Below are 17,788 nucleotides of genomic sequence, written 5' to 3'. Positions count from 1 at the left end.
AACATAAATACGGATAGACCGCCGATTACAATATAAAAATAAAAATAAAAATAAGCAGGTAGGAAAACATTGAAGCCTTTATATGGCTAACTCAAGTTTCCTGGCCTTTTTTCACGTTTATTCAAATATTTCGGGCACTATGCGCCGTGCAACTTCTTCGTAAGCTTTGGAAATGTCGCCTTTGTCAAATCTGAAGACATCTTTATCCATTGACTGCCCGGTTTTCTTGTCCCAGAAACGGCAGGTATCACAGGAAATCTCATCTGCAAGGATGATTTCTCCGTTCCTCCTTCCGAATTCTAGTTTGAAATCCGGAAGTAAGATACCTTTTTTGTCAAGATAAGGCACAAGCAATCCATTAATTTTCAGAGCGAGTTCCCGGAGTATGGCGAGTTCTTCCTTTGTTGCTAACCCAAGTGCAAGAGCAATATCGTCATTTAGCATGGGATCCCCATACTCGTCGTTTTTGAAGTCAAAAACAAGTACAGGAGACTTAAAAACCGTGCCTTCTTTAATGGGATATCTTTTTGTAACCGAACCTGCGGCAATATTCCTGACAATGACCTCGATTTTTATAATCTCGACTTTCTTCACAAGCATATCGATGTCAGAAAGCATTTCGACAAAATGAGTTTTTATTCCCTCGGTTTCGAGCATCTCAAAGAGTTTTTTTGAGATTTGGGCGTTATAATACCCTTTCTTTTCCATTTCCCCTTTTTTTTCTCCGTTAAATGCAGTCAGACTGTTCCGGAATTCGGTAATAAGGGTGTCGGGATCATCTGTCTTATAGATAGTTTTTGCTTTCCCTGAATAGAGCTGTTCTCTTGTCATGCAATGGTCCTCTCTAGGGATAATTCTGGATTTCCTTAGATAGAGAGATCTTAGGAATGATAGTTTTAATATACTAGTTCTGATAATGCAGAAGTTTTGATAATTCCGTGATATTCCAGAAACAAGCTATTTAGATTAAATCATCTCTAAGACGCGAGTAAATCCACACGGAGACATGATTCGCTATTTCCAGAATTCACAATCACACTCTCTGAAAATGAAACATTTTCCGGAGGCGACAAAGGCTTTTTCCGAAAATACGCTTGAATTCCCAAAAGAGATAGAGTAGATGATAACGTCTTCTGCTAGATAAAGCTATCATCTCCAGCCGATCTTTTCTTTTACTGTCGGCAGCTTCGTAAATTTTATCATTGAAGAAAATCAATTATTAGGTTCAGAAACTTGAAGAATAATTTAAGAACTTACCGCATTTGAGTGCCCAACACTTGATAGTGGATTAGTCCAAGCACGCAACAGGTAAAAACATGTCAGGCCCTATATTAGATATCTTAGAACTACTGCTAACCGCAGAGATCTATAATCGCTATCCAGAACTGGATGTAAATGATCTCCCAAAAAACATTAGAAAAAATTACTGGAACAGCACAGAAAAAACAGTTCCCAAACCCATTACAGCCACGTTTATTCGTATTGAAAAACTGTACGGGCTTAAGGATATTGAGAAAATCGTCAGGAACGTTCCTTTCATAAATACTGACAAGTCTCACTTTGAACTTCGTCTGAGCGCTTTCGAACTTGCCGCAGAATGGTTTGAAAAGCAGGAAGGTTCTCAGGAACGGATCGAAAACAACCCTGTCCTGGCTTATTACTTTGAAAAAATAAGGAAGGACGAGGCCGCAAACTATGCACTTGCAAAGTCGAAAATGAGGCCCAAGGAAGTCGACAGGGAATGGATAGAGTCCCTGGTAGCGGAGATCCGGAAAGAGGACAAAGGCGAAGATATGCTGAAGCTCGTTGTCATTATCGCTCCTGAGGACGTAAGACAAAAAGTCAAAGACCTTGTGCTCACCGAAGAACAGAAGAACGAAGTTGAAAAGATCACTAAAGCCATCGAGCACAGAGAATACCTGCGGGAGATCGGCCTGCATGATATCGGAAAACTCCTGTTTGTCGGACCTCCCGGAACCGGAAAGACTTCAGTTGCCCGTGCACTTTCAGAACGGCTTTCAATCCCGTTTGTTGAGGTCAAACTCTCCATGATAACAGACCAGTATCTTGGTGAGACTGCAAAGAATATTGACAGAGTCTTTTTGCTTGCAAAGAAACTGAATCCCTGTATCCTTTTCATAGATGAGCTCGATTTCGTAGCAAAAGCAAGGACGTCTGACGAGAACGCTGCCATCAAGCGAGCAGTAAATACCCTTCTAAAGGCCATAGACGAAATCAGCCTTGTGGACCATGGAGTTCTTCTGATTGCCGCGACCAACCACCCTCGCATGCTTGATAGTGCAGCTTGGAGACGTTTTGACGAGATTGTTCATTTCCCCCTCCCTGACCTTGAGATGCGTAAAGATATACTGAATATAGTAACCCGACACATCGAAGGGGATTATAACACAGGAGAAATTGCAGAATTAACAGACGGCTATTCAGGTTCGGACCTGCGTGTAGTTATAAGGGAAGCAGTCCTGGGTGCTCTTCTCGAAGAGCGTAAAAAACTTACACAGCAGGACCTGCTGGACGCTGTAGACTCTTTCAATGAGAGAGCTGGCCTCAAGTCTGAAGAGTACGAAAGGAAGAAGTAAGATGAGGCTAACACTGCTTGGGACCGGCGATGCTGTCGGAACTCCTAAAATTGGATGTAAGTGCCCTGCCTGCGAAGACGCCCGAAAAGGTGGAAAGAGCCAGCGTCTTCGTTTTTCTATCCTTGTAGAGTCCGAGAAGGGCAAGATCCTCATTGACACCAGCCCTGATCTAAGGCAACAATTTATCAAACAAAACCTGTCCTGTGTAGATGGAGTGATCTGGACACACGGACATTATGACCATTACTCTGGATTTGGAGAGTTCTACAGGGTTCAAAATAAGGTTGATGTTTACGGGGTTCAGGAAAATATTGAATACATAAACCAGTTCGTTTACTTCCTTAAACCCAGGTATCATTATGTGAAGCTCTATGAGTCCTTCGAACTAATCGGGCTGCAGTTCACTCTTTTTAAGGTCACCCACCCTCCTGTAGAGGTTCCTACAGGGGTTATAATCCGTGAAGGCGATAAAAAAGTAGTGATTACAGGAGATACAAACTCAGAAATTCCCGAAGCCAGCCTGGAGCTTATGAAAAATCCGGATCTTCTGATTGCCGATGCTATAGTGCCGCCTAATATTCATATCAAAAAACACATGAACTCCGAAGAGGCCATGGCGCTTGCAGAGCAGCTCAATGCAAAAAAAACAGCTTTGATTCATCTCAGTCATTTATTTCGTCCTCACCATATCGAATCCTTATTTTTACCCCTTGGATACGACGGGCAGGTTTTTGAATTTTAAAAATTTTTAAAACATTGTAATTATCACTTTATATTTTGTCTAAAATTCCTGTTTAAATTGATCCGGTATATTTCTTTAATACGATCTTTGTTTAACACGATCTTTCTTTTTATTATCCTTATGTTAGATCTATATATTCTGGGTCCCAAAAACCATTAATGAACACTAAACGTATTCGGCCTATCCTATCCGGGAAACCAGGCAAAGGACCGGTTGCTTACTGGATGAGCCGTGACCAGAGGGTTGAGGACAACTGGGCTCTTCTTTTTGCCCGAAAAATAGCATTTGAAGTCGATGTGCCTGTTTTTGTGGTCTTTTGTCTGGCAGATAGATTTCTGGGAGCTATAAGGAGACAATATGAGTTTATGCTTCGAGGGCTGCAGGAAGTTGAAGCTGCCCTTGCAAGGAAAAAAATTCCATTCTTTTTCCTTCGAGGAGACCCTGAAGAAGAAATTCCAGATTTTATTGAGAGATATGAGATTGGAACTCTTGTTACTGATTTTAGTCCACTCAGGATTAAGAGGACATGGACAGAAAAAGTCGCATCAGGCATTAATGTACCCTTCTTTGAGGTGGATGCCCATAACGTCGTTCCCTGCTGGGAAGCTTCTAAAAAGCAGGAATACGCTGCCCATACTTTCCGTCCTAAGCTCTCAAGGCTCCTTCCTGAATTCCTTACGGAGTATCCTGAGCTTGAAGCAAATACCGAATTTCCTGAAATCGCCGCAAGCTCCGGAAAATCGGAAACGTTTTCAGAAGTTCAAAAAAACGGAATTGGAACTCTTATTCCAGGGGAGTTTCTTGAAGAAAAAACCGGTTGTTTACCTGACCTCGCGCTTTTCGAAGCTGGAGAAACAGCTGCACGAAAAGTTATGGATGAATTTCTCACTAATAAGCTTGACTCTTACTCCACCCTGCGAAATGACCCAACTAAAGATGCCTTATCCAATCTCTCCCCTTATCTGCACTTTGGACAGGTCTCGGCTCAAAGGGTAGCTCTCGAAGTAGAAAAAACAAAAGCTGACCTGGAGTCAAAAAGAGTATTTCTCGATGAGCTCCTTGTGCGTAAAGAGCTCGCCGATAATTTCTGCTATTATAATCCTTTTTATGATAGTTTTGATGGCTTTCCTGAATGGGCAAAGAAAACCCTTAACTCTCACAGGCATGATCAAAGAAGTCATATCTTTACACTGGAAGAACTGGAAACAGGAAGGACATACGACCCCCTCTGGAACGCCAGCCAGATAGAACTCCTCAGAAGAGGGAAAATGCACAGCTATATGCGAATGTACTGGGCAAAGAAGATTCTCGAATGGAGCGAATCGCCCGAAAAAGCCCTTGAGACTGCAATCTATCTGAATGATAAATACGAACTGGATGGACGAGACCCGAATGGATATGCTGGAATCTCCTGGAGTATTGGAGGGGTTCATGACCGCGCCTGGCAGGAAAGAGAAATTTTTGGAAAAATCAGATACATGAGTTACGACGGTAGTAAAAGAAAATTCGATGTTAAATCATATATTGCAAAATATTCGGCTCTGTAGAAATTCTTAATTATATCTAAACAACTTATACAACTTTTTTGTTTATTTTGCAGTTAAGATTTTAACTTTTATCGATAGGCATACAAGCTTATTGAAGCTTAAATTTGCTTTTTCCTCTATGATTGAAGTGCTTCGTCTGCTTCCAGAAGTCGAGCTTAAAATGAATCTATTTCTTTAGATAAACTGGCATTCAAACCTACCAATCAGGAGGTAAAAATAATTCGCATTAAAGCATTAAGTTAATATTTATCCTAATGTTTTTATTTTAGTGAAAGAATTTATAAGGTGTACAAGCATGAATCAGAATTACTTTTCTCTGGATAATTATTATAAGTATTTCATAGGTCTTGACGGCATTATACTTACTTTCTTAATAATAAAAAGTTATCCAGCTGTTGTTAATTTAGCAACAAAAGATAGCTTTTTTATTCTGTTAGTAGGAGCATTTTGCATATTAATTGATAATTGGAATCGAAAATCAATAAAGTACAGACTATACGTTGAGCTATATGAAAACGAGTATCAAGCTATTTCTGACTATAAAGCTGGTAAAGTATTCATAAACTTAATATTTTATGTAATTTCTATATATTTAGTATCTGGCTTATTTGGCGCGCTCTGACACTTGCCAGCGGGAATTTCATGAAGGAATTGATTCTTTAACCCGGGCTTGAGGACAAAGGCTTTAATGAAATTAAATTCCTTCTCTTCAATCTTTTTTCTTTAAGAAACTCTAATTTTTATATTAGTCACGTATAAATACAAGTACATCTGATTTTAATATAGGGGTTTTTATATTTCTCCCGGCTATAGAATATAGGAAAATAAAGCAAAAAGGGAGTGATATCTATGGCAGTAAGAAATCCAGTAGATTTGCTCGCACTTATACTTGTTATAGTGGGCGGATTAAACTGGGGGCTTGTAGGGCTCTTCGACTTTAACCTTGTAGATTATATCTTCGGGGTGGGAAGTACACTTTCGAGAATTGTGTACATAATTGTTGGGCTTGCAGCACTTTATACGATTTATTTCGCTACAAGAGCTGACACGTATCACGCTCGTGAGGCCCCGGTACATCATTAAGCAAAAAGATTGGGAAAGCTCCTTTCCAGCGTAATACTGTGAAAGAGATCTTAACCAGCTATGTTTTTTTCAGAAGGCTGGATATGAAATTAAGATAAGGGGTTATTTTTGCTCCTTTAAAAAACTTTATTTTATAAACTTATCCTCATTTCTTTTGTCTTTATTACAGGAGAGGCCAGAGGGCCACGAATACCCCGACCTTTACAGGCTGTCCGACAATGTAGATGAGATGGATTATAGTAAATGAGATGATCTCAAAACTCAAAATTACCTTTCTTAATCCTGTATTCTTAATCCTGTATTCTTAATCCTGTATTCTTAATCCTGTATTCTTAACCCTGTAATAGATGTTAAATGCAATTTTTTAGCTAAAAAAGTAATTATAGGCCGTTTATCTGTATTTAAAGCATTTTCGTTGGTTTTGGCAAAACCTCAAATTAAATAATTTTTTTACGATAAAAATATAAACCTATTTACAAAATAGATCTTATCGGCGCTTCTTGTCAAGTGAATAAAAATTGGGGGAACAGGAAGACCGACTGCGAAAGTATTTGGAAGATTTCAATAACTTCTCGGAACCGATATGACCTTTTATGGTCTTTCGGAGCTAAGAAAAAGCTCAGGCTTTGAGTTATTTTTACACATAAAAAGTACACTTCAGTGATGGGAGTAGTCACAAAGTGTACGTTAAACAACCGATTTTAAAGGGAAGAGTGCAGTGTTAGATTATCTTCACGTAATTTTCTGGTTTATATTTATAGAAATACTGGGCCTGGTTTCCATGCCTCTTGCCGGAATAGCTGGAAATCGGCTTGCTGACAAAGGTTATTCTGCAGCAAGGACTCTGGGAATAGTGCTCATTACGTACCTGGCCTGGCTTTTTTCCTATATATGGGGTTTTAACAGACATACGATCATTATCTCAGCATTTCTACTTTGCCTCATATCGGGAATTATCTATCGAAAACAAAGGAATTTACCGGAAAAAAAGATCCTGTTGTCAAATGAGCTCGTATTCGCTTCAAGCTTCTTTTTTTTTCTGCTTATACGCATTTATCTCTCTGAGATCTACAGGCATGAAAAGTTTATGGATTTTGCTTTTTTGAACGCAGTGATGAGAACCTCTTCATTTCCCTCGGCAGACCCCTGGTTTGCAGGCAGTTCCCTTGATTTTTATTACTATTTCGGATACCTTTCAGTGGGAGTTCCGGGAAAACTACTTTCTGTCGAACCGTCCATGCTTTTCAACCTGGCTATTGCGCTCACCTTTGCTCTGTCCTTCAATCTCCTTTTCGGGTTTGGATATAATCTTACTCATGGAAAAATCAGGTATGGACTTCTTACTGCCTTATCCGTGATCCTGCTGGGAAACTTGCAGGGACTTAAAGAATTCATATCCATGTATCTTACCAGAGAAACTGCACCAATAGAGTACTACTGGAACAGTTCGAGAGTTATCCCATATACAATAAATGAATTTCCTTATTTCAGTTTCATACACGGAGACCTTCATTCTCACATGCTTGCAATTCCGTTCCAGCTTCTGGTACTTGCTTTTCTCCTGAACATATATCTCAGGAAGGACAGCAACCGGGTCTTTGAAAGTATACTGGAACTTCTGATTTTTTCAGTATCACTTGGTTTTTTATTTCCGTCCAATTCATGGGATTTCCCGATATATCTTAGCCTGACATTTGCAGTTGTTTTTGCTTTTTACTACGGGAATTATATCCACAATAAAATCCTATCTAGATCCGTTAATGGCTTTCTGGGAACAGTTGTTTCAGTTTTCACTCTCAGCCTTCTTTCATATTTGCCCTTTTATCTGTCATTTAAACCGCAAGCAGCCGGTGGATTTGACTTTGTTCCGCCAGAACTTCGCACAACAATTGGAGAATTCCTGGTCCTGTTCAGTCTCTTCCTTTTTTTGACCTTTTCTTTCCTCATGACCCGCCTGGAATCCAGAAAAAAAATACAATATTTCATCTTGTGGACTGGAATATCGGCATTTCTTGCCAGAGAACTGGCTATTTCCCTGCTTGTAATCCTTATCCCACTACTTGCCCTTTCGCTCTATTCTTTCCTGAAAGACCTTCCTGAGAGAAGTAATGCAGGATTCAGCTCGCTTCTGATAGCAATGGCGGCATTCATAGCGATTATCTGTGAAGTTATCTTTCTCGATGACCCCATTTCCGGGAGTTTTGCCCGCATGAATACAGTTTTCAAATTTTACATGCATTTATGGGTTTTTCTGGCTATTGCAGCTTCTTATTCCTTCTATCAACTTTATTCCCGCTACAGGCACTTTCCCGAGAATGGTCTTCCTACGAACAGGGTTTATGGAAAAAAAGTCTGGATGTTTTCACTCGTGCTTCTGGTTCTCTCATGCAGTGTCTTTCCTGTAGTAGCTACCTTTACGAGAATAGAAGATATGAATGCGAAACCTGCCCTTGACGGCATGGAATACATGAAAGAGCTGGATAGCGGGGATTATGCTGCCATAAAATGGATTCAGGAAAACCTCAGAGGAATTCCGGTAATACTTGAAGCTTCCTCAGACGACAGCAGTTATCATTATATCTCGCGTGTATCGGCAAATACCGGACTTCCTACGGTTATTGGATGGACAAGCCATGAGAGGTTCTGGGGAAGAGACAACGAAGAAATCATGACAAGAATTGAAGACGTAAATGCCATTTACAGTACCGGCAGTATAAAAAAAGCTCTTGAGCTCATGAATAAATATAACGTAAACTATGTTTATATCGGTCAACTTGAACGACAGACGTATGATATAAAGACGGATAAGTTCGAGGACAAAACTTATTTTGAACCGGTTTACCAGGGTTCAGTCCGGATTTATAAAGTAAAAAAGGGGTTTTGAGTTTTCGGTTTTTAGGGGGAACCTTAAACTCAGAGTTATATAAAGGTCTATTTATACAAATCGTAGATTCGCTCCCAATAATGGAATGAAAATAGAGGGGTCTTATCCATTACCAGCGTATCGGTGGTTTTACCAGCTTATAACGAGGCAGCGAATATCGAGAAAGCTGTCTTAGTTACAGCAGAGACACTTTTTAAAACAACTGGTCAGTTCGAGATTATCATAGCAGAAGATGGCAGCACGGACGGTACAGACCGGATGGCTTCCAGGCTTGCGGAGCAGTATGCTTACGTTGTCCACCTGCATTCGGATAAACGGCAGGGCCGGGGAAAAGCTCTTAACCGGGCTTTTAAGGCCGCTTCAGGAGAAGTCCTCTGCTATATTGATGTGGACCTTGCAACAGATATGAGGTATCTGGAAAAACTTATCAGGGCTGTGAGCACGGAAGGCTATGATTTTGCTACAGGCTCAAGAATGATGCCTGAAAGCGATGCAAAAAGACCTTTTAAGCGGGAGTTTGCAAGCAAGGGATATAATTTTCTTGTGAGGCTTTTTCTGCGTTCAAAACTCTATGACCACCAGTGTGGTTTTAAGGCTTTCAGGAGAGAAGCTCTCTTTGAACTTCTCGATGAGATCGAGAATGAACACTGGTTCTGGGATACTGAAGTACTTGTCAGAGCCCAGCATAAAGGATATAGGGTAATAGAATTTCCGGTTTGCTGGAGACATGGAGGGTCAAGCAAGGTTAATTTAGCAAAAGATGTCAGAGGAATGGGGTCCGAGATATTCCGGCTCTGGAGGGAACTCTCATTCCCACTCGAAGTTTCAGGAAAAGGAAAAGTCTTTTTAACAACTGCCCTTGCAATTCTGATCCTTGCGTTTGTTGCAACCTTCCTGGGTGCATCCGATATTCTGGAAAATGTAAAGCAAGCGTCCTTCAGGACTCTGGTTCTAGCCTCTCTGGTGTACTGTGTTTCCTGGCCTTTAAGAGGAGTCCGTTTCCAGCAGATCCTTAACAGACTTGGAAATCAATACGGGCTTGGGTTTCTTACAGGCAGCATTTTTATCAGCCAATCCGCAAATGTAATTCTTCCGGCACGGATCGGAGACCTGAGCAGGATGTATATCCTGAAAAAAAGCAAGGACCTTGCCTTTACAACTAGCTTCTCCTCGATAACCGTAGAAAGAGTCTTTGATATAGTTGCAATAACTTCCATAGCAATACTTGCGTCTTCAGGTGCTGCATCCCGTTTTGAACTTGCCCCCTGGATGGAATCCCTGATACAGCTTTCCGGACTTGCAGTAGTGCTTTTTTTCTCAATTCTCTTTATTGTGTCTTTCCGAGAAGGCAACACAAGAAAAAGATTGGGAATGAAAAAATCCCAGAACGGGATCTCTGGAAAGATAAAGAGTTTTGCCTCTACTTTATTACATCAGATGAGCGTCGTTGCCGTACGTCCGAGCTCGTTTCTGGCAGTAACCGTCTCTTCTCTTCTTATATGGGGAATAGATATACTCACCTGTTTCCTTGTCCTTAAATCTTTTCCGACAGTAGCCGAAAGTGTCTTGTCTACATATATGATATCCCTGATTTTCCTGGCTGTAGCCCTGGGAAATATTGCAAAAATCTTTCCGATAACACCTGGAGCCATAGGAACATATGAAGTTGCCCTTACTGCAGTTTTCGGGCTTGGAGGAATCGAACCGGAGATAGGATTTACGGTTGCCGTGCTTGATCATATTATAAAAAATTCAATTACTTTGATAGGAGGCGGTCTTGCCCTCTCTGAACTCGGACTCAGGTGGAGAGAAGTGCTTTGTACGGATAAGGATGTTTTGAAAGGGTAACTACCACCTGGGTAAAGACCAACTGGCTTCTTGATTCACATATGGCCATATATGTCCATCGACATCCCCCAAAAGATGTAGTTCGGACCTCACTGGCCCTATTGAGCTATTTTTCCATTTGTCCGTTAGCTTTACACGAAAACAATCTGGTACAGAATACTTATAAAAGAATAACAAGAGTAAACAGGATAATGTAAATCAGATCTAAATATTTAAACCGGAGAAACTAAGAAAAATCTGACACTTGAACCGGAGAAACTAAGAAAAATCTGACACTTAATCCGGAGAAACTAAGAAAAATCTGACACTTAAACCGGAGAAACTAAGAAAAATCTGACACTTAAACCGGAGAATCTAAGAAATAAATGGAGCATTAAACCGGAGAATCTAAGAAAAATATGACACTTAAACCGGAGAATCTAAGAAATAAATGAAGCATTAAACACAAGAAATTAAAATAATAACCACATGCTTTATTTGAACTAATGGTTAAGTGGAAGAAATGTCTGAGAAAAAAATAATTGAAGTAAAGGATGCATATTGTCTTCCGGAGGACGTGCTTGATGCCGTGCATGCGGCAATGAATGAGGATGTGGGAGAAATCGGTAGCCTGTTTAAGATACTTTCAGATCCTACCCGCCTCAGGATTCTTAAAGCCCTTGAAGTCCAGAGTCTCTGTGTCTGTGTCCTTGTGGAATGTACGGACCAGCAGCATTCAGCTCTTTCCTATCATCTTAAACTGTTAAAAGAAGCAGGCCTGGTGAACTCGCGAAGAGAACGGAGTTTTCAGATTTATGAACTCACGGAGTTCGGAAACCTGCTCCTGAAGCATATTGAAAAGCACTTTGAAAAAACTTAAACATAGAAATCAAGAGGAATTTAGTATCCTCTTTGAAATCTTTTCTGTCTAGAAATCTTTTCTTTACTCCAGTCTTACTTTCTCATGGCTGTTCGAGAAAAACTTCTGCCTGGGGGAAGATCAGATTTTATCGTTTGATGCTACGGTGGTGAGCTTTGAGAACTTTACCCCTTTGAGGGCCATTATAGCTTCGGCAAGCTCCTTTATTTCTTCACCTTCCCCGTCTAGAACAATCACTTCAAAGCAGTTGTCATGATCAAGGTGTATATGCACCGAAGATTTTATCAGGTGAGAATATTGGTGCTGAATATCTGCGAGAGCATTTGAGAGCCCCCTTTTTGTATGGTCGTAAATAACCGAAACGGTTCCAACACGGTAACCCTTAATATCACCCATCCATTCGTAATAAGAAATGTAACTCCTGATGGCATCCCTTATGCCTTCAGAGCGAGAAGAATAACCTCTTTTTTCGATAATCTCATCAAATTTATCTAGAAGGGTATCAGGAAGGGAAACTCCTATCCTCATAAGTTCTGTTTCCATAATATCACCAAATAATCTTGGACTTGTTTACGAGTTAATACGTTAGTATATTATATGTAGCACTATATATGTTTTTTTCACATAGCTACTAATATAAAAGAGTTGATAACAAATATTCATTCTTTACAAATATTAATCTTTGGGAAAGCTCACATCTGCCACCAAAAATATATAGGCTTTTTTATGTTAGAAAAGGAACAATCCAGCCTGGAATTAATTAGAGATTAACGGATTAATATAGGAAGAAACAATATCAAAATATGATAAAAAGTAGAAGAAAGTCTTAAAACAACTTATGTTTCAACAGGACTTTAATAAAATTGTATTAAAGATTGCTTTCAGGAATGAGTACATTTTCCAGGTAAACCATTTTTCCGCCATCAACAATTTCACATTCTCTGTATCCTTTCATCGTTTTCTGTGTCCTTGCTCTCTTCTCCTTGCTCTCTTCTTGTTCTCTTTATCGCCTGTCCACCAGCCTTTTAGGCCTGCCTTTTATCCTGTTAAGTTCGAGCCCCAGAGGGCCTGTGAAATTGAATACTATTTTGAAAGTGCCTTCGGCATAAGCCCTGGAAAGTGGGGGCTTATATCTGAGAAAAATACGAAGAAAGTTCTCTTTTATAAGGTCCCGGTCGCACACCTCAGGATTTTCACATTCCATACTAACTCTGAGTACGGTTTCTCCCTCGTCTTCTGTGCCATAAAGAAAAGCCTCATATTCTCCGGTCAGGTAGTCCATGTTTTCGCGCTGAAAAACGCCCCTTTCCACATCTACGCGGTTAAAAGGAGTTCCTTCTACCCATGCGGTTTCAGCCTCCCGCTGAGGAGTCAGAATTTTCATGTGCGTCCTTCCGCAGGGACACTGTTTGCGCGTAAGCACTACAGTCGTGTCTTCTGTATCATAATTTAAAAGAAGGGTTCCTGCTTTTGCCCCAACAGGCAGCAGCGTGCTCAGGATAACTCTTCCGCACTCTCCGTCAGGTACATAATTCTCGAGATGGGGATCGTAAATATCAACATGGACAAGATCTTCAGGCACATGCAACCCTGAAACCTCATCACACTCACCGCACATCGTGCCTTCCGTGCTTCCATAGATGTTATACACAGGACAACCCCAGATTTCAGAAAGGTAATTTCTCGACTCGTCAGCAAAGGCTTCTCCTCCCACAACCAGTTTATCTATGCCTGACTCCCGAGGGTCGATAACCTCTGCCCGTAACCTTCTGGCAAGGCTAAGGAGCTTGAATACGCTGCCTACTATGCCTGTAGGTCTGTAAGCTTCGATAACGCGCAGGGGAAATGTGCACTTGCCCTCAGGAATAATGCTCATACCAAGCTGCCTGGCCGCAAGGGTCATGGTGTTTGCTCCTACGTTCATCCCATAAGAAGCACAGACAACAACCCTATCTCCAGGGCCGAAGCCCTGTGACCTGAAAATACGAGCGTATTTTTCCGAATACCGTTCCCAGTCTTCCCATGTAAGGAAAAAACTCTTTGGGTTTCCGCTGGTTCCACTGGTCTCATGAACTGTGAAAACGTCCTCCCAGCCCACACTCCTGAACATGAATTCGCTCGTTTCCGGAGGCTGGTTTTCGCGGATTGTATTTCCCGAGATTATTGGAAGGTCCAGAAGGTCTTCATGGGTTTTGATCTCAGCCGGGTTCACGCCATGCTTTTCAAACCATTTTCTGTAAAAAAGAGAATTTTCTGCCGCATATTTTACCGTGTACCGTACCCGCTCCTCTATGAGAGCATCCAGTTCTCCCCTGTCCATAGTCTCGATTTCAGGGTTGAAATAAGGTTTTGAGTTGTCTATAGAAAGCACCCCCAACTGGAATAATAAGATATAGAAAGATAAGATATAGAAAGTCTATTATTTATTGGCTTTAAAGATGAAACATTTTCTGCGGCTTGTAGATTAATAGCCTCTTTAAACTTTAAAAATAGTAAGGTTGGACAGATAAAATCCGGATCTCTCCCCTTCCACCTTTTTTCTCTTTAAGCTGCGTTTTATAGCTGTGCTTTATGGCTCTGCTTTATGGTTCCATTTTATAGCTATGCTTTATGGCTACGCTTTTTTCCACCTTATTTTTCTTAGACTTTTTAGATTTTTGTCAGATTCTGTTCATCTTCTTAAAGGTAAACACACTTTCCTTTTCATATCCTCAATTTCCCTGACAGCTACATTTACACCATAGACTGAAGACATCATCTTACTGGTTACAACGGTTTCAACTTTTCCTACAGCAACCAGTCTACCTCCAGACAGTGCTGCAGCCCTGTCACCTAACAGAAAAGCATGGTCTGGCATGTGTGTATTCATTACAATGGACATTCCAAGTGAAGCCAGTTTCTGGACAGTTTCCAGCACAAGGACCTGGTTTCCAAAATCGAGGTGAGAAGTTGGTTCGTCCAGCAAAAGCAAAGCAGGCTTCTGGACAAGAGCCCTGGCAATAAGCACCATTTGACTCTGTCCTCCACTGAGGTTAGCAACCGGCCTTTCTGCAAGATCAGAAATTCCCACCATTGCTAGCGATTCTTTTGCAAGTTTAATATCATCTGCACCAGGGGATGAGAACATGGAAAGATGAGGGGCACGGCCCATGACTACAAAATCCAGCACAGTAAATGGAAAAACCACTTCATTTTGCTGAGGTACATAACCTATATGCCTTGCAATTCCTCTTACCCCAAGAGAAGCTGTATCCTTTCCCTGAATAAAGACAGACCCGGCAGCGGGTTTGAGAATTCCTGCAATACATTTGATAAGTGTAGATTTTCCTGCTCCGTTTGGGCCCAGAATACACATGATCTCGCCCTTTTTTAACGAAAAAGATACATTTTCAAATACTGGCCTTTTTCCATAAGAAAAAGCAAGGGACCTTACTTCCAGCATCAGTTCCATCCCATACGCCCCTTCTTAATAAGATATGCAAAAAGCGGAGCTCCTACCAGGGAAGTGAGGATTCCCAGGGGAATTTCTGTAGCTACAATAGTCCTTGAAAGGTCATCCACAACCAGCATAAATGATGCTCCAATAACCATGCTCATCGGCAGGAGGCGGCTATAATTGGGACCGACGATCATTCTTGAGATATGGGGCACAACCAGCCCGACCCAGCCAATGACACCGCTGATACTGACTGCTGCTGAAGTTACAAGTGTCGCACAAACAATGATTACCAGACGCATTTTTTCCACGTCCATCCCGAGAGCTTTAGCTTCCTCATCCCCCAGGGACAAAATATTGATGCGCCACCTGAAAAGAAGCAATACGAGAGTCCCAATAAATATAGGCAATAATATGTAGAATAGATCACCGTACCTGACAGTGGCAAGGCTTCCCATAAGCCAGAATACTATTGCAGGAAGTTGATCATAAGGATCTGCTACATACTTTGCCAGCGACGTAAGCGCCGTGAAAATAGAGCTCACAATAATTCCCGAAAGCACAAATACCAGAGTTCCAGTACCTTTGCTGACTTTACCCATACTTATGGCAATAAACATCGCAAGGAGTCCGAAAGCAAAAGCCATCAACTGTATAATCAGATAATTGTTCCAGAGCAATATTGCAAGGCATGCTCCAAAACCAGCTCCAGATCCCACTCCCAGGATATAAGGAGACACAAGTGGATTACGAAAGATTCCCTGGAAAGAGGCTCCAGCTATGGAAAGAGCCGCACCTACCAGTAAAGCTGCAAGTATCCTCGGTAACCTTACATTGAACAGTACTGTGTGTTGAGTGGAAACCGAAGCAGGAGTGCCGAAAAAAAGAGATGAAAAAGCACTAATGCTTTCATCCGCAACTGCCGACAGTGGAGTCTGATATCTTCCGACAAAAAGGGAGATTACGAGTAATGCGATAGGTAACAGGTACACCAGAATAGTGCGATTAAACTTGTAATCAGGCATGAGTATACCTCATAACATGCCTGGACCAGATACCGGAGGAAGGTCTGTGAAATGACCTGTTAGGTTTTGCTTCCTCAAAAGGTATACCGTAAAACCGTAGATAAAACTCATCTGCTTCCTTTTTCAGGTCGATTGCTGAACTTCCAGGGTTCAGTTTGTCTGCTATGTACATGAGTCCCAGTATCCAGCGAGGGTTTCCGAAATCCCAGGACGGTGGGACTTCATATATCCGGTGCTCTTTTACCGCATCTGCAGATATGCCGTATTGCTGGCACAGTCCATAAAATTCATCGAGAGGTCGAGAAAGGAAACCTGAAATAAAAATTGTCTCAGGGTTCTGTTCATTTATAAAAGATGGAGAAACATTTACCCCGGGTTTGCCTTCTTTTTGAATCTGTTTATTGATACTGACTCCCCCGGAAAATGCCACAAGGTTGTTTTCCATTCTCCCAGCGTTCAGAGCAAAAAGAGGAGAACCCATACAATAATACACCTTATGACCGCTATTTTCCGCCGCAAGAGACTTGACAAGTTCCAGGCGTTCACGGATAAAAGAAATAAGTTCTTCTCCTTTTTCCGACGCATTTGCCTTCTCAGCAACAAGCCTGACAAATTCAAGGTAGGAATATGGTTGTTGTATCATATGATGTATTTGACTCAGGGTTTCGGGATTGGAGACCTTTACCCAGATTTCGATTACCCTGTGGTCGTCCAGTATTCCCAGGCATGTAAGTACTGCATGGACCATACTGAAAGCCCGGCTTATCCTGTAACCACCCATGAAGCCCTCTTCGTTGAAGCTCTCAGTTGCAGTTGACCCTTTAACCGGAGTATTTTTACCACAGGTACAGGTGTAATTTATCCAGGGTTTTAGAGGTTTGGAACCCATGGGCCCGTAAAACTCCCTTTCTGCAAGAAGGCTACCGCATTCAGGACAGTACGTGTTTAATGATTCCGTACCTGGAGAATTGAAAAGATAGGCATAGTCTACATGCTCCCGCAGAGAGGCACACAGGCTCTCGGCTTCTCCAATAGAGGGTTCAAGCTCAATCGGGGCATCCCCAAAAGGAATGAATCTCATTACCTGAACCGGAATGGTAGGGGAGATATTAGACAATGTTTTTGCAACATTTATTACGTCGTCCTCATTTCCCCTTGAGTATACGACCGAAGTTTCAACATGCACACCCATATTGAAAAGCCGGGAAATATTGCGGAAAACAGGTTCAGAGGACGGAACTCCACAGTTTACGTAACTCTGATCGGAATAGCCTTTAATTCCGATATTCATGAAATCTACAAATTTTCCAAGCTCCTCAAGTGTCTCATCTGTGAAATAACAGTTGGTAGAACAACCTGCAAGTAAACCTTTTTCTTTTGCCTGTAATGCAAGTTCCCTGAAAAGATAATAGTTTGCAGCAGGCTCATTGAGTGTAGAAACTACACCAAGGCATTCCTGCTGCACTGCTTTTTCCACCGCCTGAGACGGGGTAAGCGCAGGAAGGTCAAGCGATTTCCCTGAAGCTAACAGGCGAGCTACGCAGCCTGAACACTGGAAGTTGCATCCAGTACTGAAAACCTGAAGGAATTTACCTGAGGGATAATAGTGAAGTAAGGGAATGGTTTCTATAGAAACAGGATATGCTCCAAGATATCCGATATCAGGGTCCTGGATGATAGTATCACCAGCACATACGTAGTTCCCGCACCTTCCCCTGCTCCATTCATCGATTTCACACCTGAATTCACACACATTGCACTTCATTT

At 41.5% G+C, this 17,788-nt stretch carries 14 protein-coding genes; 8 read left to right on the top strand and 6 right to left on the bottom strand.

The annotated features are described in order from the left end of the window. Window positions 1-117: 117 nt before the first annotated feature. Window positions 118-831 (bottom strand): phosphoribosylaminoimidazolesuccinocarboxamide synthase, encoded by a 714-nt coding sequence (gene purC / locus FXW07_RS05275; protein ID WP_229394526.1) that lies wholly within the window; start codon window positions 829-831, stop codon window positions 118-120. A gap of 485 nt (window positions 832-1,316) precedes the next feature. Here purC and FXW07_RS05270 point away from each other — a divergent pair, with 485 nt between their 5' ends. The 8 genes from FXW07_RS05270 (at window position 1,317) to FXW07_RS05235 (ending at window position 11,560) form a co-directional block, all read left to right on the top strand. Then, window positions 1,317-2,597, top strand: coding sequence for an ATP-binding protein (locus FXW07_RS05270; protein WP_229394525.1), 1,281 nt, complete (start codon window positions 1,317-1,319; stop codon window positions 2,595-2,597). Between the two features lies 1 nt (window position 2,598). After that, complete coding sequence (locus tag FXW07_RS05265; RefSeq protein WP_229394524.1) at window positions 2,599-3,339, top strand: MBL fold metallo-hydrolase; 741 nt, start codon at window positions 2,599-2,601, stop codon at window positions 3,337-3,339. Window positions 3,340-3,497: 158 nt separating this feature from the next. Further along, complete coding sequence (locus FXW07_RS05260) at window positions 3,498-4,886, top strand: deoxyribodipyrimidine photo-lyase (protein WP_229394523.1); 1,389 nt, start codon at window positions 3,498-3,500, stop codon at window positions 4,884-4,886. Between the two features lie 295 nt (window positions 4,887-5,181). Then, on the top strand, window positions 5,182-5,508 hold the full coding sequence (locus FXW07_RS05255) for a hypothetical protein (RefSeq protein ID WP_048122452.1): 327 nt from the start codon (window positions 5,182-5,184) through the stop codon (window positions 5,506-5,508). A gap of 227 nt (window positions 5,509-5,735) precedes the next feature. Beyond that, on the top strand, window positions 5,736-5,969 hold the full coding sequence (locus FXW07_RS05250) for a DUF378 domain-containing protein (RefSeq protein WP_048122454.1): 234 nt from the start codon (window positions 5,736-5,738) through the stop codon (window positions 5,967-5,969). 718 nt (window positions 5,970-6,687) lie between these two features. Beyond that, window positions 6,688-8,853 carry a DUF2298 domain-containing protein gene (locus FXW07_RS05245; protein ID WP_229394522.1) on the top strand — a complete coding sequence of 722 codons (2,166 nt, stop codon included), beginning with the start codon at window positions 6,688-6,690 and terminating at the stop codon, window positions 8,851-8,853. Between the two features lie 123 nt (window positions 8,854-8,976). Then, a complete protein-coding gene (locus FXW07_RS19495; RefSeq protein WP_229394521.1) occupies window positions 8,977-10,701 on the top strand; it encodes a flippase-like domain-containing protein in 1,725 nt (574 codons plus the stop codon). Between the two features lie 502 nt (window positions 10,702-11,203). Next, window positions 11,204-11,560, top strand: a complete 357-nt coding sequence (locus FXW07_RS05235; RefSeq protein ID WP_229394520.1) for a metalloregulator ArsR/SmtB family transcription factor — start codon at window positions 11,204-11,206, stop codon at window positions 11,558-11,560. A gap of 120 nt (window positions 11,561-11,680) precedes the next feature. Here FXW07_RS05235 and nikR read toward each other — a convergent pair whose 3' ends face one another. The 5 genes from nikR to FXW07_RS05210 all read right to left on the bottom strand — a co-directional run bounded on the left by nikR (window position 11,681) and on the right by FXW07_RS05210 (window position 17,786). Next, on the bottom strand, window positions 11,681-12,103 hold the full coding sequence (gene nikR / locus FXW07_RS05230; RefSeq protein ID WP_048122457.1) for a nickel-responsive transcriptional regulator NikR: 423 nt from the start codon (window positions 12,101-12,103) through the stop codon (window positions 11,681-11,683). A 460-nt stretch (window positions 12,104-12,563) separates the two neighbouring features. Then, window positions 12,564-13,931, bottom strand: coding sequence for a coenzyme F390 synthetase (gene ftsA / locus FXW07_RS05225; protein WP_346655628.1), 1,368 nt, complete (start codon window positions 13,929-13,931; stop codon window positions 12,564-12,566). Between the two features lie 300 nt (window positions 13,932-14,231). Next, on the bottom strand, window positions 14,232-15,011 hold the full coding sequence (locus tag FXW07_RS05220) for an ABC transporter ATP-binding protein (protein ID WP_229394519.1): 780 nt from the start codon (window positions 15,009-15,011) through the stop codon (window positions 14,232-14,234). Further along, a complete protein-coding gene (locus FXW07_RS05215; RefSeq protein ID WP_229394518.1) occupies window positions 15,002-16,021 on the bottom strand; it encodes an iron ABC transporter permease in 1,020 nt (339 codons plus the stop codon). Before FXW07_RS05215 ends, FXW07_RS05220 begins: the two co-directional genes overlap by 10 nt. Further along, a complete protein-coding gene (locus FXW07_RS05210) occupies window positions 16,014-17,786 on the bottom strand; it encodes a radical SAM protein (RefSeq protein ID WP_229394517.1) in 1,773 nt (590 codons plus the stop codon). Before FXW07_RS05210 ends, FXW07_RS05215 begins: the two co-directional genes overlap by 8 nt. Window positions 17,787-17,788 lie beyond the last annotated feature (2 nt).

Source organism: Methanosarcina sp. DH1 (assembly GCF_020804205.1).
Classification (GTDB): Archaea; Halobacteriota; Methanosarcinia; order Methanosarcinales; family Methanosarcinaceae; genus Methanosarcina; species Methanosarcina vacuolata.
The sequence above is the reverse complement of the archived record's forward strand: the minus strand, read 5'-3'. Positions and strand labels throughout refer to the sequence as shown.

What these genes read in the sequence shown, in the direction of transcription:
- FXW07_RS05210 (WP_229394517.1), bottom strand. Translation starts at nt 17,786, where the DNA reads ATGAAGTGCAATGTGTGTGAATTCAGGTGTGAAATCGATGAATGGAGC.
- FXW07_RS05270 (WP_229394525.1), top strand. Translation starts at nt 1,317, where the DNA reads ATGTCAGGCCCTATATTAGATATCTTAGAACTACTGCTAACCGCAGAG.
- purC (WP_229394526.1), bottom strand. Translation starts at nt 831, where the DNA reads ATGACAAGAGAACAGCTCTATTCAGGGAAAGCAAAAACTATCTATAAG.
- FXW07_RS05235 (WP_229394520.1), top strand. Translation starts at nt 11,204, where the DNA reads ATGTCTGAGAAAAAAATAATTGAAGTAAAGGATGCATATTGTCTTCCG.
- FXW07_RS05215 (WP_229394518.1), bottom strand. Translation starts at nt 16,021, where the DNA reads ATGCCTGATTACAAGTTTAATCGCACTATTCTGGTGTACCTGTTACCT.
- FXW07_RS05220 (WP_229394519.1), bottom strand. Translation starts at nt 15,011, where the DNA reads ATGGAACTGATGCTGGAAGTAAGGTCCCTTGCTTTTTCTTATGGAAAA.
- nikR (WP_048122457.1), bottom strand. Translation starts at nt 12,103, where the DNA reads ATGGAAACAGAACTTATGAGGATAGGAGTTTCCCTTCCTGATACCCTT.
- FXW07_RS05265 (WP_229394524.1), top strand. Translation starts at nt 2,599, where the DNA reads ATGAGGCTAACACTGCTTGGGACCGGCGATGCTGTCGGAACTCCTAAA.
- FXW07_RS05250 (WP_048122454.1), top strand. Translation starts at nt 5,736, where the DNA reads ATGGCAGTAAGAAATCCAGTAGATTTGCTCGCACTTATACTTGTTATA.
- FXW07_RS05260 (WP_229394523.1), top strand. Translation starts at nt 3,498, where the DNA reads ATGAACACTAAACGTATTCGGCCTATCCTATCCGGGAAACCAGGCAAA.
- FXW07_RS05255 (WP_048122452.1), top strand. Translation starts at nt 5,182, where the DNA reads ATGAATCAGAATTACTTTTCTCTGGATAATTATTATAAGTATTTCATA.